The organism is Pseudomonas sp. PvP100, from assembly GCF_017833055.1.
GTDB classification, from domain to species: Bacteria; Pseudomonadota; Gammaproteobacteria; order Pseudomonadales; family Pseudomonadaceae; genus Aquipseudomonas; species Aquipseudomonas syringae.
The window spans coordinates 1,480,582-1,506,127 of sequence record NZ_JAFIBO010000001.1 but is presented as its reverse complement, the minus strand read 5'-3'; the positions used below and the strand labels follow the sequence as shown (position 1 = coordinate 1,506,127).

General features: G+C 60.5%; 21 protein-coding genes. 7 read left to right on the top strand and 14 right to left on the bottom strand.

What is annotated here, in order from left to right; translation table 11 throughout:
* Positions 1-151: 151 nt before the first annotated feature.
* From JOE39_RS06615 to JOE39_RS06565, 11 genes are all read right to left on the bottom strand, one after another.
* Positions 152-949, bottom strand: a complete 798-nt coding sequence (locus tag JOE39_RS06615; protein WP_024663850.1) for a phosphodiesterase — start codon at positions 947-949, stop codon at positions 152-154.
* Positions 950-1,053: 104 nt separating this feature from the next.
* Positions 1,054-1,641 (bottom strand): peroxidase-related enzyme, encoded by a 588-nt coding sequence (locus JOE39_RS06610; RefSeq protein ID WP_003346746.1) that lies wholly within the window; start codon positions 1,639-1,641, stop codon positions 1,054-1,056.
* A complete protein-coding gene (locus JOE39_RS06605; RefSeq protein ID WP_024684522.1) occupies positions 1,641-2,168 on the bottom strand; it encodes a hypothetical protein in 528 nt (175 codons plus the stop codon). The genes JOE39_RS06610 and JOE39_RS06605 overlap by 1 nt, the downstream gene beginning before the upstream one ends.
* Positions 2,169-2,238: 70 nt before the next feature.
* Positions 2,239-3,804: an ABC transporter substrate-binding protein gene (locus tag JOE39_RS06600; RefSeq protein ID WP_017279782.1), complete on the bottom strand. Its 1,566-nt coding sequence runs from the start codon at positions 3,802-3,804 to the stop codon at positions 2,239-2,241.
* A gap of 51 nt (positions 3,805-3,855) precedes the next feature.
* On the bottom strand, positions 3,856-4,869 hold the full coding sequence (locus JOE39_RS06595; protein ID WP_003395511.1) for an ABC transporter ATP-binding protein: 1,014 nt from the start codon (positions 4,867-4,869) through the stop codon (positions 3,856-3,858).
* Positions 4,859-5,872, bottom strand: coding sequence for an ABC transporter ATP-binding protein (locus JOE39_RS06590; RefSeq protein WP_024665523.1), 1,014 nt, complete (start codon positions 5,870-5,872; stop codon positions 4,859-4,861). Before JOE39_RS06590 ends, JOE39_RS06595 begins: the two co-directional genes overlap by 11 nt.
* On the bottom strand, positions 5,869-6,789 hold the full coding sequence (locus tag JOE39_RS06585; protein WP_003395516.1) for an ABC transporter permease: 921 nt from the start codon (positions 6,787-6,789) through the stop codon (positions 5,869-5,871). The genes JOE39_RS06590 and JOE39_RS06585 overlap by 4 nt, the downstream gene beginning before the upstream one ends.
* A complete protein-coding gene (locus tag JOE39_RS06580) occupies positions 6,786-7,760 on the bottom strand; it encodes an ABC transporter permease (protein ID WP_017279784.1) in 975 nt (324 codons plus the stop codon). Before JOE39_RS06580 ends, JOE39_RS06585 begins: the two co-directional genes overlap by 4 nt.
* Entirely contained in the window at positions 7,757-9,217 is a 1,461-nt protein-coding gene (locus JOE39_RS06575) for an NAD(P)/FAD-dependent oxidoreductase (protein WP_003395520.1), read from the bottom strand. The genes JOE39_RS06580 and JOE39_RS06575 overlap by 4 nt, the downstream gene beginning before the upstream one ends.
* 319 nt (positions 9,218-9,536) lie before the next feature.
* Positions 9,537-10,487: a LysR family transcriptional regulator gene (locus JOE39_RS06570; RefSeq protein WP_003395521.1), complete on the bottom strand. Its 951-nt coding sequence runs from the start codon at positions 10,485-10,487 to the stop codon at positions 9,537-9,539.
* A gap of 107 nt (positions 10,488-10,594) precedes the next feature.
* Positions 10,595-11,650 (bottom strand): GGDEF domain-containing protein, encoded by a 1,056-nt coding sequence (locus JOE39_RS06565; protein WP_024665522.1) that lies wholly within the window; start codon positions 11,648-11,650, stop codon positions 10,595-10,597.
* 403 nt (positions 11,651-12,053) lie between these two features.
* Between JOE39_RS06565 and yghX the strand changes: the two genes are divergently transcribed.
* A complete protein-coding gene (gene yghX / locus JOE39_RS06560; protein WP_003346726.1) occupies positions 12,054-12,941 on the top strand; it encodes a YghX family hydrolase in 888 nt (295 codons plus the stop codon).
* A gap of 128 nt (positions 12,942-13,069) precedes the next feature.
* Here yghX and JOE39_RS06555 read toward each other — a convergent pair whose 3' ends face one another.
* Positions 13,070-16,117 (bottom strand): FAD-binding and (Fe-S)-binding domain-containing protein, encoded by a 3,048-nt coding sequence (locus JOE39_RS06555; RefSeq protein ID WP_003395529.1) that lies wholly within the window; start codon positions 16,115-16,117, stop codon positions 13,070-13,072.
* A gap of 150 nt (positions 16,118-16,267) precedes the next feature.
* Between JOE39_RS06555 and JOE39_RS06550 the strand changes: the two genes are divergently transcribed.
* From JOE39_RS06550 to JOE39_RS06535, 4 genes are all read left to right on the top strand, one after another.
* A complete protein-coding gene (locus tag JOE39_RS06550; protein WP_003395531.1) occupies positions 16,268-17,173 on the top strand; it encodes a LysR substrate-binding domain-containing protein in 906 nt (301 codons plus the stop codon).
* 24 nt (positions 17,174-17,197) lie between these two features.
* Positions 17,198-18,109 carry a LysR substrate-binding domain-containing protein gene (locus JOE39_RS06545; RefSeq protein WP_017279787.1) on the top strand — a complete coding sequence of 304 codons (912 nt, stop codon included), beginning with the start codon at positions 17,198-17,200 and terminating at the stop codon, positions 18,107-18,109.
* A gap of 188 nt (positions 18,110-18,297) precedes the next feature.
* On the top strand, positions 18,298-19,608 hold the full coding sequence (locus JOE39_RS06540; RefSeq protein ID WP_032661678.1) for an MFS transporter: 1,311 nt from the start codon (positions 18,298-18,300) through the stop codon (positions 19,606-19,608).
* Positions 19,605-20,864: an amidohydrolase family protein gene (locus JOE39_RS06535; RefSeq protein WP_016568113.1), complete on the top strand. Its 1,260-nt coding sequence runs from the start codon at positions 19,605-19,607 to the stop codon at positions 20,862-20,864. Before JOE39_RS06540 ends, JOE39_RS06535 begins: the two co-directional genes overlap by 4 nt.
* Before the next feature lie 20 nt (positions 20,865-20,884).
* Here JOE39_RS06535 and JOE39_RS06530 read toward each other — a convergent pair whose 3' ends face one another.
* Positions 20,885-21,787 (bottom strand): polysaccharide deacetylase family protein, encoded by a 903-nt coding sequence (locus JOE39_RS06530; RefSeq protein ID WP_003395541.1) that lies wholly within the window; start codon positions 21,785-21,787, stop codon positions 20,885-20,887.
* Positions 21,784-22,932, bottom strand: a complete 1,149-nt coding sequence (locus JOE39_RS06525; RefSeq protein WP_017279432.1) for a GNAT family N-acetyltransferase/peptidase C39 family protein — start codon at positions 22,930-22,932, stop codon at positions 21,784-21,786. Before JOE39_RS06525 ends, JOE39_RS06530 begins: the two co-directional genes overlap by 4 nt.
* A 93-nt stretch (positions 22,933-23,025) precedes the next feature.
* Here JOE39_RS06525 and JOE39_RS06520 point away from each other — a divergent pair, with 93 nt between their 5' ends.
* Both JOE39_RS06520 and JOE39_RS06515 read left to right on the top strand, forming a co-directional pair.
* On the top strand, positions 23,026-24,612 hold the full coding sequence (locus JOE39_RS06520; RefSeq protein WP_017279433.1) for a RimK family alpha-L-glutamate ligase: 1,587 nt from the start codon (positions 23,026-23,028) through the stop codon (positions 24,610-24,612).
* 4 nt (positions 24,613-24,616) lie between these two features.
* On the top strand, positions 24,617-25,546 hold the full coding sequence (locus JOE39_RS06515; protein WP_003410363.1) for a magnesium transporter CorA family protein: 930 nt from the start codon (positions 24,617-24,619) through the stop codon (positions 25,544-25,546).

Below are 25,546 nucleotides of genomic sequence, written 5' to 3'. Positions count from 1 at the left end.
GGAAGCATTGCGTTATCGGTGATTGATCAAATGACAGAAACGCGCAGTTCTCCAGCAACCGCTCACTGCGCTTGCGCTCGCAATCTGGCGGGCTCCAGTCTGGCCAAGGAGCAGGCGACCTGACAGCCTGCGCTGTCAGGGTCATCCCCGTTCAGGCGAAGTCAAAAGGCCCTTCGAATCGACCTATCGGCACCCAATGGGTGATCAGGCCCGTGTCGGCTTTCCAGTGATGCAGCAGCAATGCAGGCGGTTCGACATAGGAAGCGTCGGCAGCCTCGGGGTGCAGTCGCAAGGCGATGGCCGTCGTCGTGCTCGGCGCCGTACACATCAGCGTCCCGCCGAAGCGCAGTTGCATGAAGCGATGAATATGCCCACAGACGATGCGCTCGATGGCCGGGTATCTGCAGACCACCTCTGCCAGCCGCTCGCCCCTTTCACAACGGTACGCATCGATGTAGGGGATGCCGCTGGAAAACGGTGGCTGGTGCATCATGATCAGCGTTGGTTTGTCCGGCTCCAGCGCCAGTGTGCGATCCAGCCACTGGGTCGCAGTGTCGGTCATATCGCCGTGATGCTGATCCGGGACGCTGATATCCAGACCAATGATGCGCACCGGCGCAGAACCCGAGTAGACGAAACTGCAATCCTGGTCATTGATGAAGTAGTCGTGCTCGGGAAAAGCGTCGCGCAGGTTCTGCCGGTGATCATGGTTGCCCGGTATCATCAGCAGCTTTTGCCGCAGCGGCTGCAGCAACTCCCGAGCCATCGCGTACTCTTCGGGCCGCCCCTCGTCCACCAGATCACCGCTGAATACAATCAGATCGGGTGGTGGGTCTAGGGCATTTATCGTGTCGACGGCGGCGGCCAGCATGGCGTTGGAGTCCACCACGCCTTGATAGAGTTGCCCTCTGGGCCGTACATGTGTGTCCGAAATGTGTGCTATCAGCATTCCATTACCTCAATCGTGTCCGGGTCGCGTGTTCACTTATGCAGTGAACTTGCAACGACCGGGCCAGACTGCACCTCAAGCACTGGGACTGGCCGCTGCCACCCTCACGCCTCGGGAAACACCGGCTCCCCCAGGTTGAGCATGAGCCGGTTGGCCCAGGCAAATATCGAGATGGCGTGAATCAGGTCCAGCACCTGTGTCTCGTCCAGCCCCTGTTCGTATAGCGCCTGGATATGGCCGGCGTTGAGCGAAGCCGGTTCAAGCGTCAGGTCGATGGCGAACTGCACGATCGCTTTTTCACGTGCCGTCGTGCCGGCCGTTGCGGGGTCGGCAAACACCTGGGCGATGACGTCATTGCGCTTGGCCAGTTGTTCGAAGCGTTGCGCATGCACCGACGCGCAATACACGCAGCGGTTAATGCGCGACACCACTGTGCTCGCCAGCTCTCGCTCGGCGCGCGACAGGCCGCCGGGTGCGTACATGATTGCGTTGAACGCCTGAGAGCGCTGGCGAAGAATGTCCGGATGATGGGCCAGTGTCAGGTAGTAATCCGAGGTCTTGGCTTGCGGGTGGCTTTCTTCAAGCACAGCGACCTGCTCGGCGCTCGCGCTGTCGAGGTCCACGGTGGGCAACCAGGCTTTCCAGCCCAGCACCTGATTGGTGAAACCTTCAATTTCTATGAGTTCGCTCATCAGGCTGCTCCGGCAGACTTTAAAGCACCCAGCCCTGCGGCCAGACGCACCTGGTAGGACAGAAAAGCGATCAGTTGTGCCAGTACCACAATTTCAGCGGTGCTCAGCCCCTGATGTTGTAGCGCCTGCAATGCGCTTTGATCGCCGTGTACCGGAGACTCGATCAAGATCCTGGTAAAGCGCAGGATCGCCGCCAGGCGTTGATCCTCCAGCAGATCGATTTGGCTGGCGTCCACATCGGCCAGCACGTTAGCCTCGGCGCCTGCCGCCTGCAATTGCGACAGGTAATACCCGCTCAGGGTCGGCTGCGCGCTCAGCAGCGTTGCGTAATAAGCCACCCAGAGGCGCTCGTTCAGCGACAGGTTGTGCGCCAGCGCCGGGTCGAAAAACAAGTCCTGACTGCCCTGGGTTGCCAGGGCCACCTTGTCTCGCGCATGGCGAACCGCGTGCAGCGGGCTGCCCGGTGCGATGCCCAGCAGGCTGTCGAGCACGTCCGGTATCGTTGAATGTTCAGTGGTCGATGTCATGAAAGGTCCTGCGATGCTGTGGTTGCATTCGCGCAACCGCTCGCAAAAGCGGCGCGTCAATGGAAGATAATCAAGGCTGCTCGGTGACCATGGTCGCTGCAGTGCGATCGCTGACCAGTGGTTCGACCTTGAGGCCTTTGCGCGCTGCCCAGATGTTCTGGTAATGGAACAGCGGGATGATGCCGACGTCGTCACTGACAATCTGCACCGAGTCCTGGAGAATCTTGCGGCGCTTGGCCTCGTCGAATTCGGCGGTTGAGTCAGCCAGGGCTTTGTCCACCAGCGGATTGCTGTAATGGCCCCAGTTGGAAGCGCCCTGCCCTTTGCTGCTATCGACCGTAGTCAGAATATTGGTCAGGGCATACGCCGCTTCGCCGGTGCCATTGCCCCAGGCAATCACGCTGATCGCCAGTTCATTCTTGTTGGCCTTGCCCGCGTACACCGCCCACGGCAATACCTCCAGCTGAACCTTGACGCCGATCCGTGTCCAGAACTGCGCCACCGCCTGCATGACCTCCGGTGCCTGCGGATAACGGTCGCCCGGCACATGCACAGTCAGTTGGAAGCCTTCAGGAAAGCCTGCCTGCGCCAGCAGATCCTTGGCCTGTTTGACGTCATAGGGGATATTCTTGATCTGCGGGTTGTAACCGAACGTGTTGGCCGGCATCCATTGATTGGCTTCGGTGACGGTGCCTTGCATGATGCGTTCGTTGATGGCCGGACGATTGATCGCCAGGGACAGCGCCTTGCGCACACGTACATCCAGCAGCGGGTTTTCGGCCAGCGGCTTGCCCGCATTGTCGCGAATGAACTCGTTCGGGCCAGCACGGAAACTCGGCTGAATGATCAGCGCACGCAATCCCTGATAAGCGAAGACATTGACGTTCGGCGTTTTGCGCAGGCGCGCCACATCGGTAGGCGATACCTTGTCGATCACGTCGACATCGCCCGCCAGCAAAGCCGCGGTACGGTTGGCGGCGTTGGCGATAAAACGGAAATCAACCTTTTCCCAGGTCGGTCTGCCACCCCAGTAATTTTCATTGCGAGCGAATATCGTGCGATCGCCCGGCACGAACGAGACAAACCGGTAAGGCCCGGTGCCGATCATCGCCTTGCCCGAGTTGTAATCGGCGCTGCTGGCTGCCGCACCGGCGTGGCGACTGACGATATAGATCGAGTCGATGTCCGGCAGCAGATTGGCGTTGGGCGAACGGGTCTTGATGATCAGCGTGTGATCGTCCTTGGCCTTGATCGATTCAACGGTACGCATGGCGCCTGCGTAAGAAGCCACGCTGCCAGGTACGCTGCGTGCACGCTCGAAGGAGAAGACCAGGTCATCAGCCGTCAGCGGCGTGCCATCCTGCCATTTGACGTCATCACGCAGGGCGAACTCCCAAGTGGTGTCGTCCACGACCTTCCAGCTCTTGGCCAGACCTGGCAAGGTCTTGTCATCACGGCGGCTGACCAGCGACTCGAAGGCATGCAAGGCTACCGAGCGGTCTCCGGCATAGTTATTGAGCTGTGGATCGAGGGACGAGACCGGGTCGGCGTAACCGATGCGCAAGTCCTGTGCAGTGACACTGCCGGCGGCCAGCAAGAGGGCCGACGCCAGCAACGAACGAACGAGTGGTTTCATGGGTAATTCCTTGTACGCAATGGCAGAGGGTGACGGGCTTGAGCTGCCCGTTCAGCGTTGGTCATTCAGGTGACAGGCGCTCTGGTGATTCGGCGAAACCTCCCGCAGCGCTGGAACTTCCTCGCGACAGCGCGCCATGGCGTGCGGGCAGCGAGGGTGGAAATGACACCCGGCAGGCGGGTCAAGCGGGCTGGGGATTTCCCCTTGGATCGCGTCATAACGGGTACTGCGAATATCGAAGCGCGGGATCTGCGCCAGCAAAGCCTGGGTGTACGGGTGATTGGCCCGCGCGAACAGGTCATCGACCGAAGCGGTCTCGACCACACGGCCCAGGTACATCACGATGACCCGGTCGCAGAGGTGCTCGACGACGCCCAGGTCATGGCTGATAAACAGATAGGTCAGGCCCAGCTCGTCGCGCAGGTCCATGAACAGGTTGAGGATCTGCGCCTGAATCGACACGTCCAGCGCCGCCACCGACTCGTCGCACACCAGCAGTTCCGGTTGCACCGCCAGCGCACGGGCAATCCCGATACGCTGGCGCTGGCCACCGCTGAACTGATGCGGATAGCGCTGGCGCAATTGCGGGCTGAGCCCGGCACGCTGCAATTGCGCACTGACGTAATCATCTGCGCCCTTGCGGTCGGTCAGGCCGTGCAACAGTGCACCTTCGCCGACGATCCGGTCGACCCGCAGGCGCGGATTCAAACTCGATGATGGGTCCTGAAAAATCATCTGCACTTTCAGGCGCAGCGCCTTGCGCTCCTGCGGGGTCAGGCTCTCCAGCGGTTTGCCGTCCACCAGTGTAGTGCCTGAAGAGACCGGCAGCAGACCGGCAACCATGCGCCCCAGGGTCGATTTGCCACAGCCTGACTCGCCCACCAGCCCGACCACTTCACCGCGCGCAATGCGCAGATCGACACGATCCACGGCATGGGTCATCGGTTTTGCACGGGTAAGGTGCAGCCGTTGCAGGAGCCCCTGAACGGAGCGCTCATCCACGGGCTTGCCGAAGGTCTTGCTGACCTGATGCAGCTCGATGAGGGGAATCTGATCACTGGACATCGGCCGCTCCTGGGTGAAAACAGCGAACCGTCTGGCCCGGTCGCGCCTCGTGGGGTTGAGGCTCCTGTGCACAAATCTGCGAGGCTCTGGGGCAGCGCGCCGCGAAAGCACAACCGACCGGCATCGACAGCAGGTCGGGTGCCATGCCCGGGATCTGCCGCAGGCGCTGGCCGCGCTGGTTGCGACTTGGCAGGCTGTCGATCAGCCCCTGTGTATAGGGGTGCTGCGGACGATCCAGGACATCGGCGACCGGCCCCTGCTCGACGATGCGTCCGGCGTACATCACCGCCACATCGTCAGCCAGCCCTGCGATCACGGAAAGATCATGGGTGATCCAGATCAGCGAAGTGCCCTGCTCGCGCACCAGCTTCTGCACTTCACTGAGAATCTGCGCCTGAATGGTCACGTCCAGCGCGGTGGTCGGCTCATCAGCGATGATCAGGTCCGGTGCATGCAGCAGTGCAATGGCAATCGCCACCCGCTGGCGCATGCCGCCGGACAACTGATGCGGATAGGCGCGCAAACGTTCTTCCGGGCTGGCGATGCCCATCAGCGCCAACGTGCGGCTGGCATGTTCGCGGGCCTCGCGCTTGCTCAGCGGGCTGTGGGCTCGTACGGCCTCGATCATTTGCGTATCGACCCGCAGCACCGGATTGAGGGTCATCATCGGGTCCTGAAAGATCATCGCTACCCGATTGCCCTGAATGCTACGCAGTTGCGAGGCGGACAGTCTGGTCAGATCACGCCCCTTGAACAGCACCTGGCCGCCGCTGATGCGCCCGGGTTCATCGACCAGGCCGAGGATCGAAAAGCCGGTGACCGACTTGCCCGAACCGGACTCACCGACCAGGCCGAGAATGCGTCCCGGCTCCACGCGCAGCGACACACCGCGCACCGCCGGCAACACCCCGGCGCGGGTATGAAACGAAGTGCACAGGTTGCGCACCTCCAGGGTCGGCTGTTGGACTGCGTCAGGCACAGACGACATTTCAGGCAGGCTCATCGCTGTAACCTCGGGTTCAGGACATCGCGCAAACGGTCACCGACCAGATTGATCGCAACGATCGTGATCAACAGCGCCAGGCCTGGGAACAGGCTGATCCAGTATTCATTGCTGAGCATGTATTGAAAGCCATTGGCAATCAGCAGCCCCAGCGACGGCTCGGTGACCGGCACGCCCAGGCCGAGAAACGACAAGGTTGCTTCCAGTGTGATAGCGCGGGCGATCTGCAAGGCGCCGATCACGATCAGCGGTGGCAGGCAGTTAGGCAGAATGTGACCCACCACAATACGCAGCGGCCCCACGCCCTGCCCGCGCGCCGCATCGACGTATTCACGGCGGCTTTCGGTTAGCGCCTGACCGCGTGCGGTACGCGCGTAATAGGCCCATTCGAGCAAGATCAGGGTCAGCATCACGTTGCCGACACCCTTGCCCAGCCAGGCAAGAATCATCAGCGCCATGAGAATCACCGGAAACGACAGCAGCAGGTCGACCAGACGCATCAGCAAGGCATCGAGCCAGCCGCCTACATACGCAGACACCAGCCCGAGCAGCGTACCGAGCACTGCCGCAATCAACGCCGAGCCAATGCCGACCCACAGGCTGATGCGCAGGCCATAGATAATCGCCGAGACCAGATCGCGGCCCTGCCCGTCAGTGCCCAGCCAATAGGTGTAACCGCTGTCGCCATTGAGGCTGCCAGGCGGCATGCGCGCGTCCATGACGTTGAGCTGCATCAGGTCGTAGGGGTTCTGCACCACAATCCATGGCGCCAGAGCTGCAACCAGCACAATGAGCAGCAGGACCACCAGGCCCGTCACCGCCGTGGGCGAGCTGAAGAACTCGGTCAGCACTCGTCGCCAGGGCGACTGGGCCTGCAGCAGCGTGCTGCCGATCGGGGCTTTTTCAATGACATTCATCGGGATGCCTCGATGCGCACGCGTGGGTCCAGCAAGTAATACAAGCCGTCGACGATCAGGTTGAGCACCACGAAAATCACTACGACCACCATCAGGTAAGCGACCACCACCGGGCGATCAAGCATGTTGATGCTGTCGAGAATCAGCTTGCCAGCACCCGGCCAGGCGAAAATGCTTTCAGTCACGACGGCATAGGCGATGGTCGACCCCAGTTCCATGGCCAGCACCGTCACCACCGGAATCATGGTGTTGCGCATAACGTGCATGCACATCACACGCATCGGTGACAGCCCCTTGGCCCGGGCGAATTTGACGAATTCCTGGGGCAGCACTTCGCGCACGCCCGCACGAGTCAGGCGCAGCACTAGGGAAATCTTGAACAACGCCAGGTTCAGCGCTGGTAATAACAGGTGCTGCAAACCGTCCAGCGTCAGCCATGACCATTGCACACCCAGCCACTCACGGGTTTCGCCGCGGCCGCTGGCCGGCAGCCAGCCGAGGGTGATGGAGAACAGCATGATCATCATCAAGGCCACCCAGAAGGCTGGCAGCGAGAAGCCGACAATGCTGGCGGCCATCATCAGCCGGGACAGCGGATGCTCGGGGTACATACCGGCAAACATGCCCAGCGGCACACCGATGACCACCGCCAGAAACAGAGCACTGAACGCCAGCTCGAAGGTTGCGGGCAAGCGCTGCAGAATCAGGCGCATGGCATCCTCGTGATACACGAAGCTTTGCCCCAGATTGCCGTGAACCGCGCCCTTGAGAAAAATCAGGTACTGCTGCCACAGCGGCTGGTCCAGTCCCAAATGCGCGATGGCCTGCAGACGCTCGGCCTGATTGAGGTCTTCACCGACCAGAATGTCCATCGGGTTGCCGATGGCATTGAGGCCAACGAACACCACCAGCGTCATCAACAGAACGACCAGCAACGATTGAGTCAGCCGACGCAGCGCCCAGCCGATCATTGGCGCAGCTCTGCAGCGCTTGGCTGGCTGACCACCCACTCATCGCCCAGCAGCTCCGGCTCCGCGTAATCGAGCATGGTGTCGAAATGCAGGTCGATGTCCTCGTTGAACAACTGCCCGACCAGGGCATGCGCCAGACGTTTGGAACCCTCGCTGATGGCAGGAATGTCTCCGGACACCGCGCCATAGCTCAACGCGGCCGGATAACTGAAGCAGTGAATGTGGTTCAGCCCCGGGCAGGCGCCTGGGGTCTTTTCCTGAAATTCAAAGCAGTTGCCCAGATCCGGCAGCACAGCCAGCTCAGCATCGGTTTCGCCGCTTGGTGCTTCGAAGCGATCCTGCCAGACACGGATCTGCGCAGAGAATGGTGCAAACTCCGGGCGCTGCCGGAAGTCGGTGCGAAACCCGGTGGCAAATACCACGAAATCTGCCTCGATACGTGCCTTCGGCGTATGCAGCCAGACGCCTCCGGCAGCGCTCTCTTCGACGGAAAGCACCGGGCTGTCGAGCATGAACCGCGCCTTGCCGGAAGCGGACACTCTCAGCGTACTGCCGCGCGGTGGTGGCACTTGCTGGGTATTGAGGTAATGGCGAATGCGCCATTTCCAGATGTCCGGCAGGCGCCAGTAGCCATGCACCATGCCGGGATTACCAACGCCCTTGCCTTTGTTGATACGCGGCAGCTCGGCGCGCCGGATCAGCAGATCGACCCGCGTTGCACCAGCCTCCAGCGCCGTGGCGGCGCTATCCATCGCCGATGCGCCACCGCCAATGACCGCAACGCGTTTGCCGGCGAACCAGCTGTCCTGCAAACCCGCCGCCGAATGCGTCCACAAGTGCTCCGGCAACTGCCAGGCAAAGTCCGGCACCCAAGGGCCGCCAAGACCGTCACGACCCGTAGCGAGCACCACATGGCGGGCCAGCAGAAATCGCGTCTGTACCGGCGTGACGACGTCCAGTTCAATCAGACCGTCCGCTCTGGGCGCTACCCGGCTAATGCGGTGCTCATTGCGTACGTCCAGGGCCAGCACCTTGCGATACCAGCGCAGATACTCGGCCCATTGCAAACGTGGAATCTTGTCCAGCAACGCCCAGCCATCGACACCAAATTGCGCTTCGTACCAAGCGCGAAACGTCAGCGCCGGCAAGCCCAGCGCCGGCCCGGTCAACTGCTTTGGCGAGCGCAGAGTTTGCATACGCGCCGTAGTGGCCCAAGGGCCTTCGAAACCTGCTGGCGATTGATCGAAAATGACCGCTGCTACGCCGAGATTGCGCAGCTCTGCGGACAGGGCAAGACCGGCCATGCCTCCACCGATAATCGCCACGTCGAGCACGGCCTGCCCTGCGCTGATCCTGGGCTTGACCCATGGCTTGGCGGGCAGATCCAGCCAGGCCAGATCCTGCTGCAAGCGAGCTTCCAAAGCGGCCAGGCCAGCGGGTGCGTTTACATCGGACATTGATCGGTACTCGAAAAAATGATCGGGCCACGAGCCCGAGCCTTGATTCAAAGCACTTCAAGAATCATTCCAATAGTGTGATAAATGAATTCTTGAAGGCTTTGAATGCTTAATTCGAATAGTAAAAGCCGATTTTTATTCTCGCAACGCGCAAAAAAGCATATTTATATTCCCAAATGGAATGTAAGAGCGCTTTGCGTACCATGAAACGAAGCGTTACGAAGAATGTTGACGGACGCGCTGCGCCGATTTTCAGTCTTGCGCGTTTAATGACAGGCGTTCCCGCAGCAAGGGCCTGAATGCAACCCGTATTTTCCTCTCACTCGGCATATATGCTCTGTAACAGGGCATCATGCGCGCTGGCTTCGTGCATGATCATTTCCGGTAAGAGGATTTTTGCGCTGTCGGCAATTTCATCGATCATCGCGCTCGCCACATCCGACAACGGGCTGGCGAAGGCTGAAATCAGCCCGAAGAAAAACGGAATGTTGCAGGCGATCGGTCTGACGACCACGCCTTGCACCGGCACGCCCATCGCTGTGAACGGATCGACCAGCGCAATGCCCAGCCCGACCCTGGCCATCTGCATGGCAATCAACGACGTATTGGTGTCCAGCATGCGCGGCGGCTGACCACCCGCCTCCTGAAACGCCTTGTCGATGCGTCGACGAAAGCGATACGGGTTGGCCATGGTGATCAACGTTTGCTGACGCAGCAGCTCCATCGACAGCACCTCATGAGCGGCCAGCGCCGAATCGGCGGGCAATACCGCCACACAAGGCGCCTCGCCGATCCAGTGGATTTCCAGACCGCGATGCTCCAGGGGCAGGCTGACCGCTCCCAGGTCCATGGTTTTCGACAGGACAGCATGAACCACGTTCTCCGGAGACATGCTCTGCAGCTGAATCTGTTGCGGACGCAGATGCTCGGGCAGGCGCGACAAGGCCGCAGGCAGCAGACCGGCTGCCAGGGCCGAGATCGCCACCAGCTTGATCTGGTGGTTCTCCTCCTGGGCAATGTGCTGCGCACGCTGGCGGATGTTGCGCACCCCCAGCAGCGCGCTTTCCACTTCGCCATACATCATGAACGCCTTGTGGGTAGGCGTGACCTTCGGCCCGCTGCGTTCGAACAACGCAAAGCCCAGTTCCTGCTCGAGTTCCTGGATGGCCCGGGTGACCGAGGGCTGAGACCGGCCGAGCATTTTCCCTGCCGCCGTGACACTGCCTGCCGACATGACCGCCGCGAAGGCTTCGAGCTGACGCAAATCCATAAGCATGCCTTGATCGATACATCGCCGATGAGGAAGCACGACGCTGTGCTCCCCGGTTCAAAGCGCGAAAGTCTACACGCTGGTAGCGTCTGGCGTGAGCAAGCAGCTCATCCGGCGATCATTACCCGGTTCCGGCCCTGCTGTTTGCCCATGTACAGCGACGTGTCGGCACGATTGAGGGCCAGCTGGAACGCCTCGCCTGTGGCAATAGTCGCCACCGCGACTGTAGCGCTGACGGCAATGATGCGCTCATTGATCCGCCCGGCCTCTTCGGCGATACGCCGCCAGATACGTTCGGCCGCGCGCAGCGCGTCTTCGGGCGTGGTGTCCGGCATGAGCACCAGAAACTCCTCGCCGCCCCAGCGCGCCGCCATATCGCTGCTGCGCACGCTTGAACCGATGATCTCGGCAACCCGTTGCAGAACCACATCGCCGGTTTCATGCCCGTGGATATCATTGATCTGTTTGAAATGATCGATGTCCAGCAGGATCAACGAAGCCGACAGCCCCTGCCGCCTGGCTTCCAGTTCGCGTATCCGATGCAGTACTCGTCTGCGCGTGTAGAGATTGGTCAGGCTGTCGCGGTTGGCGATATGAAACAGGCTCAGTTGCATCGACGAGGTGAAACGCACCGACAATGCAGTGGCGTAAATCGACAGAGTGGTCGCTGTGAGTACGTTGACGATACCGAACGCATCGAGCACGTTCTGGCTCAGACCGGTCCCCTGCCCCGTGTATCGACGAAAGGCGAAGCAGCCCACTAGCGACATCAAGATCGCAACGCTGTAGACAATTCGCCTGACGACGTTCAGTTGGAAGGTGAAGGCAATGACGGGAATCACGCAGAATATGTAAAAGCTGAAGTTGCTTTCCCAGCCCAGTTGCCACGTCGCGAGCACGGCATGGCCAATGATCTCCAGGGACATCAGTTGTCCGGCTTGGCGATGCCGCCCCCTGCGGATCAGGTAGATGCAGCTGACGTAAACCAGCGTGCTGACGATGTTCGCGATCCACATGATCTTCATGCCCAGCCCCAGGAACACCGTCAGCAACACACAGTGAATGCCCAGAGCGACATAAACGATCGGGGTGATGTGTTTCCAGAACTGGGTAGCCGTGTCCTTGAACAGCTGGGTGCGGTCTTCCGCCGGAAGGCTCATCATCACGTCATCTCGAAATGCAGGTGGAATATGACCATCAGCGTAGGTGAGATCATGATGTATTGTGGGGCTGAACCGACGCCGCGTTATACAGCGACTGGATAATATGTTGGTCTGCAGCGCCCGAACCCCGTGACATGCTGCAGGAGTGAGCATGGACCTCATCGAGCACCGGTAGTGCAATCCGAAGCCTGACTTTTTCGCATGCCGCTGACCGCAGGCAGCGACCGACAACCTGTTGTGCGTTTGCAGCCACTGGCAACGGATGGCGGTTTTTCGTCGTTTTACAGTAGCGATCCTGATTCACCGGAAATACTATCGGGAGCGGATATTGTATTGATCATGTATTGCTCGTCAGCCCGCCAAGATGCAGGCCGCCCTGAATGATTCGGAAGGAAGCATACCGATGGAACGTCTTACTGCAAAAGACTTTGCGCCTGAACTGCTTGAGCTTTATGACTACTACGCACACGGCAGGATCAACCGGCGCGAGTTTCTCGATCGTGCAGCGCTGTTCACCTTTGGCGGCCTCACCGCCAGCGCGCTGCTTGCCTCGTTGAGCCCCAACTACGCGCTGGCCGAACAGGTGGAATTTACCGACCCGGACATTATTGCCGAGTATGTCTCCTACCCTTCGCCCAAGGGGCATGGTCAGGTTCGCGGCTATCTGGTACGTCCGGCCAAAGCGGCCGAAAAAGTACCGGCAGTGGTTGTCGCACATGAGAATCGCGGCTTGAACCCGTACATCGAAGACGTGGCGCGCCGCGTTGCCAAAGCCGGTTTCATTGCGCTGGCGCCTGACGGGCTGTCCTCGGTCGGCGGCTATCCGGGCAACGATGACAAGGGTCGTGAACTGCAGCAGACGGTCAATCCGGAAAAGCTCATGAACGACTTCTTTGCCGCCATCGAGTGGCTGATGAAGCATGACGCGACCACCGGCAAGGTCGGCATCACCGGTTTCTGCTACGGGGGCGGTGTGGCCAATGCCGCGGCGGTCGCGTATCCGGAGCTGGGCGCTGCGGTGTCGTTCTACGGGCGTCAACCCAATGCCGAAGACGTGGTGAAGATCAAGGCGCCGGTGATGATTCACTACGGCGAACTGGATACTCGTATCAACGAAGGCTGGCCAGCCTATGAAAAAGCCTTGAAAGCGGCGGGCAAGACGTACGAAACGTACATTTATCCGGGCGCCAATCACGGTTTCCACAACGACTCCACGCCACGTTACGACGAAGCAGCGGCCAAACTGGCCTGGGACCGTACATTGGGGTGGTTCAACAAGTACCTGGTTTAAGTTCTGATTGAGCGGCGCGGCACAGATCTGTGACGCGCAGCGTCACGCAAGGCATTCCCACGCTGGAAAATACCACTATCGTGCGACGCTCCGCGTTGTCATGCCGTTCTGGACGCTCCGCGTCCTCTCTATAGCGCCCTCACCCGTTCCAGCAGTACTTGCAAGGGATGCTTCACCACTTTGCCATCCTGGCGTTTGACCTGGCTGCGGCATGAGTAGCCATCGGCGACCAGTCGACCTTCAGCACCATGCCTGGCCACCAGCGGCTGCCAGGACTGACGGTAAATGGTGTCGCTGGTTTTCGCGTTTCGGGTTTCATGCCCATAGGTGCCGGACATGCCGCAGCAACCGCTGGCCAGCACCTCCAGCTTGAGCCCTGCGCGGGCAAAGACCTTCTGCCAGAGACCGACACTGGCGGGCTCGTTGGTCTTTTCAGTGCAATGCGGCAGGAAGTAGTAGGTCTCTGCCGACCCAGCATCACGACCTTCCTCAACCGTGGACGCCAGCCACTCCTGCGGCAGCATGACCTCGGGTACATTCTCGCTGCCCAGCGTCTTGCTGTACTCCTGGCGATAAACCAGGGTCATGGCCGGGTCCAGACCGATCAGCGGGATGCCGTACCCGGCCAGCTTGCCCAGCGACTGACTGTTGAAAGCGGCAGCCTTCTCGAACGCCTGCAGAAAACCCTGCACCTGCAGCGGCTTGCCATTGGGTGCAAAGGGTGCGAGGTAGACCTGATAACCGAGGCGCGAAATCAGCTCCAGCCAGTCTGCCGCCAGCGGGGTCTCGAAATATCGGGTGAATGCATCCTGAACCAGCACCACCGTGCGCTTGCGCTCCTGCTCGCTCAACGCGGCCAGACGCTGCGGCGTGGCGATGCCCACATTCCAGCGAGCGCAGGCCGCGCGGAAGTCGGTCAGGCTCAATAACGGGCTATCGACCATGCCGGCTGCATGCTCAAGCAGGTAACGCACTGGCTTCGCGCCCATGATTGCGTTGTACAGCTTCGGAAAGCGCGCCAGGTGCGGGATGCTGAACTCCAGCGAGCCAATCAGGTAATCCTTGATCGGGCGCAGGTAACGGCTGTGGTACAGCTCGAGAAAACGCGAACGGAATTCGGGCACGTTGACCTTCACCGGGCACTGCCCCGCGCAGGACTTGCAGGCCAGGCAACCGGCCATGGCGTCGTAGACTTCGTGGGAGAAATCCTTCTGCCCCGCCACCCTGGCGACGCTGTTGACGGTTCGCTCGGCAAGGCTTTTCAGCACATTGGCACTGCGCGCCCTGGCGCTGGCGGTGAGGACATTGACATCCTGCTCGCCTTGCAGGCGCAGCCATTCCCTGACCAGCGAAGCGCGGCCCTTGGGCGAGTGAATGCGGTCACGGGTGGCTTTCCACGACGGACACATGGCGTCGTCGGTGTCATAGTTGTAACAGGCGCCATTGCCATTGCAGTGCAATGCGCTGTCGTAGCTTTGCCAGACCCGTTCATCGATCGTGCGATCCAGATCACCGCGCAACATCACTTCATCCACCAGCGTCAGGCGCGATTCCGGCACTGTGGCAGGCGTGGCGATCTTGCCAGGGTTGAGCTGGTTGAAGGGGTCGCAGGCGGCCTTGAGAGCCTGCAACGCGGGATACAACTCGCCGAAATATTCAGGCACGTATTGCGAACGCAGGCCCTTGCCATGCTCGCCCCAGAGCAGCCCGCCGTAGCGTTTTGTCAACGCGGCGACGGCGTCGGAGATTGGCCGAATCAGCGCCGCCTGCGCAGGGTCCTTCATGTCCAGAATCGGTCGCACGTGCAGCACGCCGGCATCCACATGGCCAAACATGCCGTATTGCAGCCCGTAGCTGTCCAGCAGCGCACGGAACTCCTGAATGTAGTCGGCGAGATTTTCCGGCGGCACGGCAGTGTCTTCGACAAACGGCTGCGGCCTGGCTTCACCCTTGACGTTGCCAAGCAGCCCCACCGAGCGCTTGCGCATGGTGTAGACGCGGTTCACCGCAGCGCTGCCAGCCGCCAGCGTATGGCCCAGGCGCACCACCGACGTGTCAGTCTGCAAATGCGCAACGAACGCATGAACGCGCTGTTCCACCTCGCTCAATTCATCGCCGCTGAATTCGATCAGGTTGATGCCCAGCGTCGGCGTCGCAGGGTCCTGGGGGAAATACTCGGCGACGCCATGCCAGACGATATCCTGCATGGCCAGCATCAGCACCTTGGAGTCCACGGTTTCGATGGACAGCGGCTTGTGCGCCATCAAGGCCTTGGCGTCCCGCAGGGCGTCCATGAAACCGGCATAGCGAACGTTGACCAGAATCGAATGTTTGGGGATCGGCAGGACGTTGAGTCGAGCCTCGACGATAAAACCCAGCGAGCCTTCAGAACCGCAGAGTACGCTGTTGAGGTTGAAACGCCCGTCTTCCTCGCGCAGGTGCGCCAGATCGTAGCCAGTCAGGCAGCGGTTAAGCGGTGGAAAGACATCCTTGATCAATTGGGCCTGCGTATCGGCAATCTGCTGCGCGCAGCGATAAACGTCACCTGCGCGGTCGATACGTGCCTGTTCGCTGGCCAGTTGCTCGGCAGCCAATGCATGGCTGTTGACGTACGAACCGCCCAGCAACACCGTGGACAGTTCAAGGACGTGGTCACGGGTCTTGCCGTAGGTGCAACTGCCCTGCCCGCTGGCATCGGTGTTGATCATTCCGCCAATCGTGGCGCGGTTGGAGGTCGACAGTTCCGGTGCGAAAAACAGCCCGTGCGGCTTGAGCGCGGCATTGAGCTGGTCCTTGACCACACCGGTCTGCACGCGCACCCAACGTTCCTCGACGTTGATCTCGAGAATAGCGTTCATGTGCCGCGACAGGTCGACCACCACACCGTCGGTCAGCGACTGTCCGTTGGTCCCGGTGCCGCCGCCACGCGGGGTCAACACCACCTGTTGGTGCTCGGGCCGCGCCGCCAGACGGGCGACGATTGCGACGTCATGGCTGTCCATCGGGAACACGGCAGCCTGTGGTAGGCGCTGGTAGATGGAATTGTCAGTGGCCAGCACTGTGCGCGAACCGTGGTCACGGGCGATTTCGCCTCGAAAGCCGGCCTCCGCCAAGGCATTGAGGAAACGGTCATAGTGACCGACCTGCTCGGAAGTCGGTTTCAACAGCGCAATCATGGTGGTCTTCCTGGCTAGGCGTTTTATATGCAAAGCACGTATGCTTTGAAACGCTCGAATGCATGGTGTTATCAACGGTTAGCGTGATTCTCCGGCGTGTCATGCTTCAGTGCAAACGTAAAACCTGCCGTTTTTCCATGAGTTTTATGAATGAACACCCGAAGACTGACGCCCTCCATGTCGCTGCTGCTCGCCTTCGAGGCGGCTGCGCGGCATGGCAGCTTCACCAAGGCCGCAGACGAACTGGCCCTGACCCAGAGCGCCGTCAGCCGGCAGGTGCAGGCGCTGGAGGCGCAACTGGAAGTCGAACTGTTCAAGCGTGATGGCAGACGCATCGAGCTGACCACCGCAGGCGCGCTGTATCAGCATGAGCTGGCTGCCGCACTGGGCCGCATCCGCAGTGCAACCCTGCAAACCATCGCGCACAAGGCCGAAGGCGGCACGCTGCATCTGGCCGTGCTGCCGACCTTCGGCTCGAAGTGGCTGCTGCCACGGATGAATGACTTTTACACCCGGCATCCGGGCTATGTGGTGCACATCCATTCACGCATCGTGCATGCCGACCTGACGCCCGCCGCCAGCGAAATGAACGCGATCATCTGTGCCGGCAACGGCAACTGGCCCGGTTACATCGCTCATCCGCTGGTCAGTGAAAAACTGGTGGTCATTGCCAGCCCGGCTGCCCTTGCCGGCTACCAGTCGATGACCCCGGCACAGGTGGCCCAGCATGCGTTGCTGAGCGTGGTGTCGCGGCCCAATGCCTGGTCGGACTGGTTCGACAGTAATCGCCTGGACCACCACATCATGCGCCCCGGTCCGAGCTTCGAACTGACCTCGCACCTGATCCAGGCCGTCGCGGCCGGCATCGGTATCGCACTGGTCCCGCGCATTCTGGTGCAGGACGAAATCCACAGCGGCGAACTGGTCACCCTGTTCGAGCCTCTGGACAGCGGACGCAATTATTACCTGGCTTACGCCACGCGTTTTCAGAACCTGCCATCGCTGTGTGTGTTCAGGGACTGGCTGCTGTCGACGCCGTTTCCCGACCCTTTGTAAAACCTGCCCGCAACAGGAGCAACTGTGCGTATCGAGCCCCTTCCGCCGCTGCCGAACCTGATCGCTTTCGAAGCTGCCGTCCGGCATGGCAGCTTCACGCGTGCCGCCACCGAACTGAACCTGACCCAAAGCGCGATCAGCCGTCAGGTCGCGCAACTAGAGGAATTTCTCGGTCGCGCGCTGTTTCGTCGCGAACACAAGCGCATTCATTTGACGGTCGCCGGGCAGATTTATGCCGAACAGATCCAGCGCGTACTGACCCTGTGCGCCGAGGCTACCGCTCAGGTGATCACTCACAGCGGCGATCAGCAACTGACTCTGGCATGCTCCAGCGGCGTGGCAGCCTTGTGGCTGGGGCCTTTGCTGGGACGTTATCGCGACGCCTTCCCGGCCGTGGATATCCGCCTGCGCGTGGTCGATGGGCTGGATTCGCTGATTCGCGCCGAATTTGATCTGGCGCTGTATTTTCTGCGCGAAGTCTCACCGGCGGGTCTCGACGGCCGTCTGCTGTTCGCCGAATCGGTCAACGCCTACTGCTCGCCCGATTATCTGGGCGGGCGCCTGCTGGAGCCCGCGCAACTGCTGGATCATTGCCTGCTGATGCTCGAAGACGGCCAGCGTCAATGGTTGTCATGGGGTGACTGGTTCGGCCGCCAGGGTGTCGATGCCTCGCTGATCCGTAAGCGCATGACTGTCAATCTGTATCCTGTGCTGGTCGATCTGGCGGTCGCCGGGCACGGCATCGTGCTCGGCTGGCAGCCGATGATCGACCGCCATGTGCAGTCCGGCGCGCTGGTGCCCGCCTGCCGCAAGAGCGTCGGCGCGGTAGGTGGCTATTACCTGCTGACACCCAGCGGCAAGACGCCTCGACGTGCGGCACGCGCCTTCGAAAAATGGCTGGCAGACGAAATAACCACCCTGGCACCATCGCCCTGAAACCTGCATGCGTCTGGCGCATGCAAATCTGCGTAATAAGCGTTTTCTTAAAATCGGCCCAGCGCCTACTCTCGACTGAAACGGGCAAAAAGACCTGACTCAGCCGCACTCGTACCTACCCTGCCCCTCAACCAATGCAGCCTATGCAGGGGGCTTCCCTGCGTGTATCGCATGCAGGAGCCTATCCAGTGAGCAAACCGCAATCCCCTACTTCACGCACCCACGAACAAAAGGCACGCCGCGCGGTGGTCGCTACGGTGATCGGCAATGGCCTTGAATGGTTTGACTTCACGGTCTACAGCTTCTTCTCGGTGATCATCGCCAAGGTGTTCTTCCCCACCGGCAGCGAACTGACGTCTTACCTGCTGGCGCTGGCGACCTTCGGGGTGGGCTTTTTCATGCGTCCGGTGGGCGGCATTGTACTGGGCATCTACAGCGACAAGCGCGGGCGCAAGGCGGCATTGTCGCTGACCATCCTGCTGATGGCGCTGGGTACGCTGATCATCGGGCTGACCCCCGGCTTCGCGCAGATCGGCTATCTGGCACCGCTGCTGATTGTCCTGGCGCGCCTGCTGCAAGGGTTCTCTGCCGGTGGCGAGATGGGCAGCGCCACGGCGTTTCTGACCGAGCATGCGCCTGAGGACAAAAAAGCCTTCTATTCCAGCTGGATTCAGGCCAGCATCGGCGTCGCGGTGCTGCTGGGTTCCGCGCTGGGCGCGGCGCTGTCCAGTTACCTGACCCAGGCACAGCTCGAAAGCTGGGGCTGGAGGGTGCCGTTTCTGATCGGCACGCTGATCGGACCGGTCGGTTTCTATATTCGCAGCCGGGTTGACGAGACACCTGCCTACAAGGCTGCAAAACCGGTCGAATCGCCACTGCGCGAAGTGATCAAGACCTACCCGCGACAGACCCTGATCAGCTTTTCGCTGGTCGTGCTGTGGACCGTCTGCACCTATGCCATCCTGTTTTATATCCCCTCCTACGCCCAGCGCGTGCTCGGCCTGCCGTCATGGATGGGCTTCAGCGCTGGCATGATGGGCGGCGCGGTACTGATCGTCGCCACACCGATTGTCGGCGCTATGGCCGACCGCAGCGGGCATCGCCCCTGGCTGCTGGGCTCTGCCATTGCCATCTTCCTCAGCGCCTACCCGATGTTTCTGTTCATCAACCAGATGCCGGGGCTGTTTTCACTGTTGATCTTCGAGCTGGTGCTCGGTCTGCTGATTTCCGGTTACATCGGCTCGATCCTCGCAGCCTTCGGTGAATTGCTGCCAACCCACGTGCTGTCCACCGGGCTTTCGGTGGCCTACAACTTCGCCGTCACGATCTTCGGCGGTTTTGCCACCTTCACCATCACCTGGCTGATTGCCTCGACCGGCAGCAACCTGGCGCCGGCCTTCTACATCATGTTCGCCGCCATCGTCAGCGGTATTGGCGCACTGCTTTATCACGACCGTGCGCCCGCGGCACACCAACCCTTGTCTGGAGCTTACCAATGAGTACCACTGAAGCCACACACCTGATCCTGCGCAACGGCCGCCTGCTGGACGTGCAACAAGGACAATTGATTTCAGGCCAGGAGGTCGTGATTGAGGGTGAGCGCATTGTCGCGGTGCGCGCCGAGGGTGAACCGGCCCCGGCGGGCGCTCAGGTCATCGATCTGGGTGGCAGAACACTGATGCCCGGCCTGATCGACTGCCATGTGCACGTGCTGGCTTCCAACGCCAACCTGGGCATGAACGCCCTGCAACCCAACGCAATCATCATGTACCGCGCCTTGCCGATTCTGGCGGCGATGCTCGACCGTGGTTTTACCACCGTGCGCGATGCCGGGGGTGCTGACTGGGCGTTGGCCCGTTCGATTCAGATGGGGCTGATTCCCGGCCCGCGCATCTTCGCATCGGGCAAGGCACTGTCGCAGACCGGTGGCCATGGCGACATGCGCGCACGTGGCGAACTGCTGCTCAACGAGCCCTGCTCCTGCTGCTTCCGCGCCGGGGCCATCGCCCGCGTGGTGGATGGCGTCGACAACGTGCGTCTGGCAGTACGCGAAGAGCTGCAGCAAGGCGCCAACCAGATCAAGATCATGGCCTCGGGCGGTGTGTCCTCGCCAACCGACCCGATTGCCAACACCCAATACAGCGAAGCTGAAATTCGCGCCATCGTCGATGAGGCCGCAGCCGCTAACACCTACGTCATGGCCCACGCCTACACCGCTCGGGCGATTCGCCGTGCCATCGAATGCGGCGTCAGGACCATCGAACATGGCAATCTGGTCGATGCCGACACCGCGCGGCTGATGGCTGAGAAAGGCGCATTTGCGGTACCTACCCAGGTCACTTACGAAATGCTCGCCGAATATGGCGAACGCTTTGGGCTGCCGGCTGACTCGGTCGCGAAGATCGAGGATGTGCGCCAGGCCGGGCGCAATGCCCTGTTACTGTTCGCCGAAGCGGGCGTTCCGATGGGCTATGGTTCGGATTTGCTGGGGGAAATGCATGAGTACCAGACTCATGAATTGAAGATTCGCGCAGAACTGCTGGGTAATCTGGCAGCGCTGCGCAGTGCGACAAGTGTGGCGGCGCAGATCCTTCAGCGTGAAGGCGAACTGGGCTGCATCGCCGCCGGTGCGATAGCCGATCTGCTGGTGGTGGATGGCGACCCGCTGAGCGATATCAGTTGCCTGGTCGGTCAGGGCGAGCACCTAGCGATGATTGTTCAGGGCGGTCATGTGCGCAAGAACACCCTGGTCTGACGCCTGATCAGTGCGTGTCGTCAGTGCGCGTTGTGGTCCCAGATCCAGCTCCACGCACCGGGCAAGCTGACAGGCTCGCCCGCCGCCTTGACCGTGCGGACCAGTGCCGCGCGCTGCAACTGCGCGCTGTCGTCATAGAACGGCTTGTCGGCGAGCCGCACGCCGGTCTGCCCGGCACTGTCGACCAGAATCTGCAGGTACTCCCGCGCATGCCGCGCGGTGTAGCGGTTCAGGTCATGGAAGGTCACCACCACCGGAATCACGCCATCCACCGCAGGCAGCTCGCCGGCGGCAATGCGCTCGCGCACCTGCGAGAGCTGGCTGACCATGTTGGAACGGCGGCGCAGGCTGAAGTTATAGCCCCAGATCTTGCCGTCATTGGCACTCAGGTCAGTGAGCAGTACCTGCAGATGGCGGCGCTGATAGGCGCTGAACGTGCGTTTGTCGTAGTTCCAGAACGGCGGACGCAGCAAGGTGGTCGGCACTCCGGTGATCGAGGCAATGATCGCGCAGCCCTGGGTCAGGGATTGCTCCAGTTCCTCATCGCTCAGCGAACGGTGGTTGGTGTGGTGCGGCGTTGCGGTGTGAAAGCCCAGCAGGTGCCCCTCTTCATGTTGACGATGCATGATCGCCCGGCCCTGATCACTGTTACCCGCACCGGTTGCGCCGGTCTGCACGAAGAACACCGCCTTGATGCCTGGCTGCAGCGGATTGTCGGCCAGGCTGTCGAGCACGGTGATGCTGGGGTTGTAGAACGTCGAAGCACTCGGACCATCGTCAAAGGTCAGCAGAAATCGAACCGGTGGCTGTTGCTGCAGCTGCGCGGCGGTTTTCGCGGTCAGCGAGATCGGCGCACTGATGCAGGCCGACAGGCTTGCAGCGATGGCCAGTACGCAAAAAGCCTTGAGCACGAACTTAATCACGGTAGGGAATCCTGTGGCCGGTCTGCTGAAGCGCACGCATGATCATCCACAGGCGCGGCAAACACAATCACTGCCGCCCGAAGTTTATCGGCACCGAAACAACTCATGCGATTGAAGTCGGCATGGCTTACCGGCATATGCTGGCAGTCGATGGCCTGCCGATGCAGGCTGTGATCAATATCGGGATCGTGCAGGTAGACAAAATCGCTATCGCAATCGGTAACCATCACCCAGTGCGGTGCCTTGGAACGGGTCAGGCGGTAACTGCTGATCAGCACCAGAGGCTTGCCACCGTCGGCCAGCAGGCCTGGCAGGTTCAACGAGCGATTGGGCAGTGTCTGCACTCCTGCGGTTTGCAGCGCATCACAGAATTGCTCGTGAACCAGGCGAATCACCTGTTTCTTGTTGTCACTGCGCACACCGCCCAGAAACAACGGGCCCGAAACCGATACCAGCAGCTTCACCGCGAAGCCCCGTTGAAGAGCCGCCAGCGCAAGCCCCTGAGGGCTGCAACCGCCGTGGCCGGAGGTCATGAACACCGTGGTCGCCTCGCGCCAGATCTGCAATTCTTCGCCACGGCCCATCGAGCGCGCAGGTTGCAGGGCTTTCATGGCCATCAGCAGACAGGCCGGGCCACAGGTGAACTCCAGGGTCTGCTGGTAGTAAGGCACTGAGCGACTGTCCAGCCTGGCGTGTTCAACGATGCGTTTTTCGTAGCGCAAGGCCGGGGCATGGTCCTGGTAATAGTCGTCGACCTGGGCGAAACGCCGATAACCGCTGCGCTCGTAAAGCGCGATGGCAGCGCCGTTATCGGGGCGCACCTCAAGGCGCAGGTAAGCGCAGTCGCGGCCCACGGCCTGCTGCTCGGCACGTTGCAACAACTGTCTGCCCAGTCCCTTGCCCCGCGCTGCATCGGCAATCGCCAGCGAATACAAGCGCCCCAATGAGGTGCCCCGATGAAACAGCACCAGCGCATAGCCGGTGAGCTGTCCGGCCTGCTCGGCGACGATCAGGCTGGCATTGGCGCGGCGGATCATCCAGTGGAAGCTGCGCGCGGTCAGACGGTCGCCGTCAAAACACTGGTTCTCCAAAAGCAGCAAGTCGTCGACATCGGTTTCAACTGCATCTCGAAATATAAAGTCCATCTGCACCGCCGTAAAAGTTGTGTAACGAAACGGGACATTTCAAAAAGCACATGCTTAATAGAAAGGACTTGTTTCCCATCGGATCGATTACACATGTCAGCGGCACAGGTGAAGATGAACGAAGTATCTGCGCAACTTGCGCTTTCAGCAACAACCCGACGTGCAGACCCCACAACACTCTTTGCAGCGCAGAGGCAACTGGTGATTATTGTCGAACGTCTCGAAGACTGGGCATCGTACTTTCCCAGCGAAGACCTGATCAGCGCCCAGGACTACCTGGAAAAACCGCTGAAAGCCACGGCAGGCAGGCGTGTGCAAGTCATCAACCTGTGCCGCAGCTACAAATACCTGGGCCACGGTTATTACTGTTCCCTGCTGGCCGAAGCGCGCCAGCACAATGTCATTCCCTCGGTAAAGACCATCAGCGAGTTGACCCGCAAGTCACTCTACGGCCTGGCCCTCGATGACCTGGACAAGTTGCTGGAAACCGCACTTGAGGATCATCCGTATGACGACACTGAAGGGTTTACCCTGACACTGTACTTCGGCCAGACCACACTTGAGCCGTTGAAGGATCTTGCCCGTCAGTTGTTTGAAGTCTTCCCCTGCCCGATCCTGATGGTGGAGTTTCGCAAGCGCGACAATTGGCATATTGCGGGTATCAAGGCCGGCGCTCTGCCGCGTTTGCGCGAAGATCAGCAGGATGAGTTCGCCACGGCGCTGGAAGGCTTCAGCCGCAACGTCTGGCGCCAGCCCAGTTCCCGGCGCATGGCCCGCTACGACCTGGCGATTCTGCATGACCCACAGGAACAGCTGCCGCCGTCCAACCCTGAGGCGCTGGCCAATTTCATCCGCGTCGGTCAGCGCCTGGGCATCGATGTCGAGCTGATCGAAAAGAAAGACTACGCCCGGCTGGCCGAGTACGACGCGCTGCTGATTCGCGAAACCACCAGCGTCGACAACCACACCTATCGCTTTGCCAAGAAGGCCGAAAGCGAGGGGCTGGTGGTCATGGACGACTCTACCTCGATCCTGCGCTGCACCAACAAGGTGTACCTGACCGACCTGCTCAAAAGCCATGATCTGGGCATGCCGCGAACGGAAATCCTTTACAAGGACCGCCCGGAAGAACTGCAGCACGTGGCCACACGCCTGGGCTTCCCGCTAGTATTGAAGATTCCCGATGGCTGCTTTTCCAGAGGTGTGATCAAGGTCAGCACGCCCGAGGAAATGCATACGGCAACGAACCAGTTGTTCGAGCACTCGGTATTGCTGCTGGCTCAGGAGTTTTTCTACACCGAGTACGACTGGCGTATTGGCATTCTCAATCGCAAACCGATATTCGCCTGCCAGTACTTCATGTCCAAGGGGCATTGGCAGATCTACAACCACAAGGCGATCGGTGCCGAGGTGATTGGCGAATGCCGCACGCTGGCGGTACACGAAGCGCCGCGCGCCGTGGTCGAACTGGCGCTCAAGACCGCCAACCTGATTGGTGACGGCTTGTATGGCGTGGACTTGAAACAGTCAGGCGATCAAGTGGTGGTGATCGAGGTCAACGACAACCCGAACCTGGATGCCGGCATCGAAGACGCTTATCTGCAGGATGATCTGTACAGCCTGGTGCTGGAAGAGTTCGTCCGCCGTCTGGAGCTCAAGCGCCTCGGTCAGGCATGGTGAAACGATGATTCAGGGCCTGAAACTCGACAACAACCAGTTGCTGGCATGTGATCCGCAAAAGGCCCAGGTGCTGTGGTTCAGCAAACCTGATGCAGGGGAACGCAGATTATTGCTGGAGCGATTCCACCTTGATGAGCACGCCGTTGCCTCGGCACTCGACCCGGACGAAATTTCGCGCATCGAGTTTCACCCTGATGCGTTGTTCGTCATCTGGAAACGTCCCGAGAACTATTCGGGCAAGGACAGCTTCTCGTTCGACGTTTCGTCCTTTGGCGTGCTGCTGAGCCGGGACCAACTGGTGCTGATCTGTGATGACGAGCAACCCTTGAGCGCGCTGGGGGCTCACCGCCCGTTGAACCAGCCGCTGGATATCCTTCTGGAACTGCTGTTCAACAACATTCATCACTATCTGGGTCACTTGAAAGTCATCAAGATGGTCGCCCGGGAATTGCAGCAGAAATTCAACTCTTCCCTGGAAAACCGCCATTTGCTGCAGATGTTCAACCTCAGCGAAAGTCTGGTGTATTACATCAACGCCATCCACAGCAACGGTGCGGTCCTGACGCGTCTGCGCAATCATGCGCAAGGCAGGCAATACGCCGCCGACAGCCTGGCGCTGATCGACGACATGATCATCGAGAACGACCAGTGCTACAAACAGGCGGAGATCTATTCCACGGTGTTTGCCGGTCTGATGGATGCGCGTGGCAATCTGGTCAATAACAGCACCAACACCCTGCTGCGCAAACTGACCTTGATCAATGTGGTGTTTCTGCCGTTGAACCTGATTGCCGGGATCGGCGGCATGTCGGAGTTCAGCATGATGACCGCCCCGCTGCACTGGTGGGTGGCTTACCCGGCACTGCTACTGGCCATGCTCGGAATGGGGGCGGTGATGGTCTGGGGGCTGCGCAGAATGGCGCGCGCGGCCTGA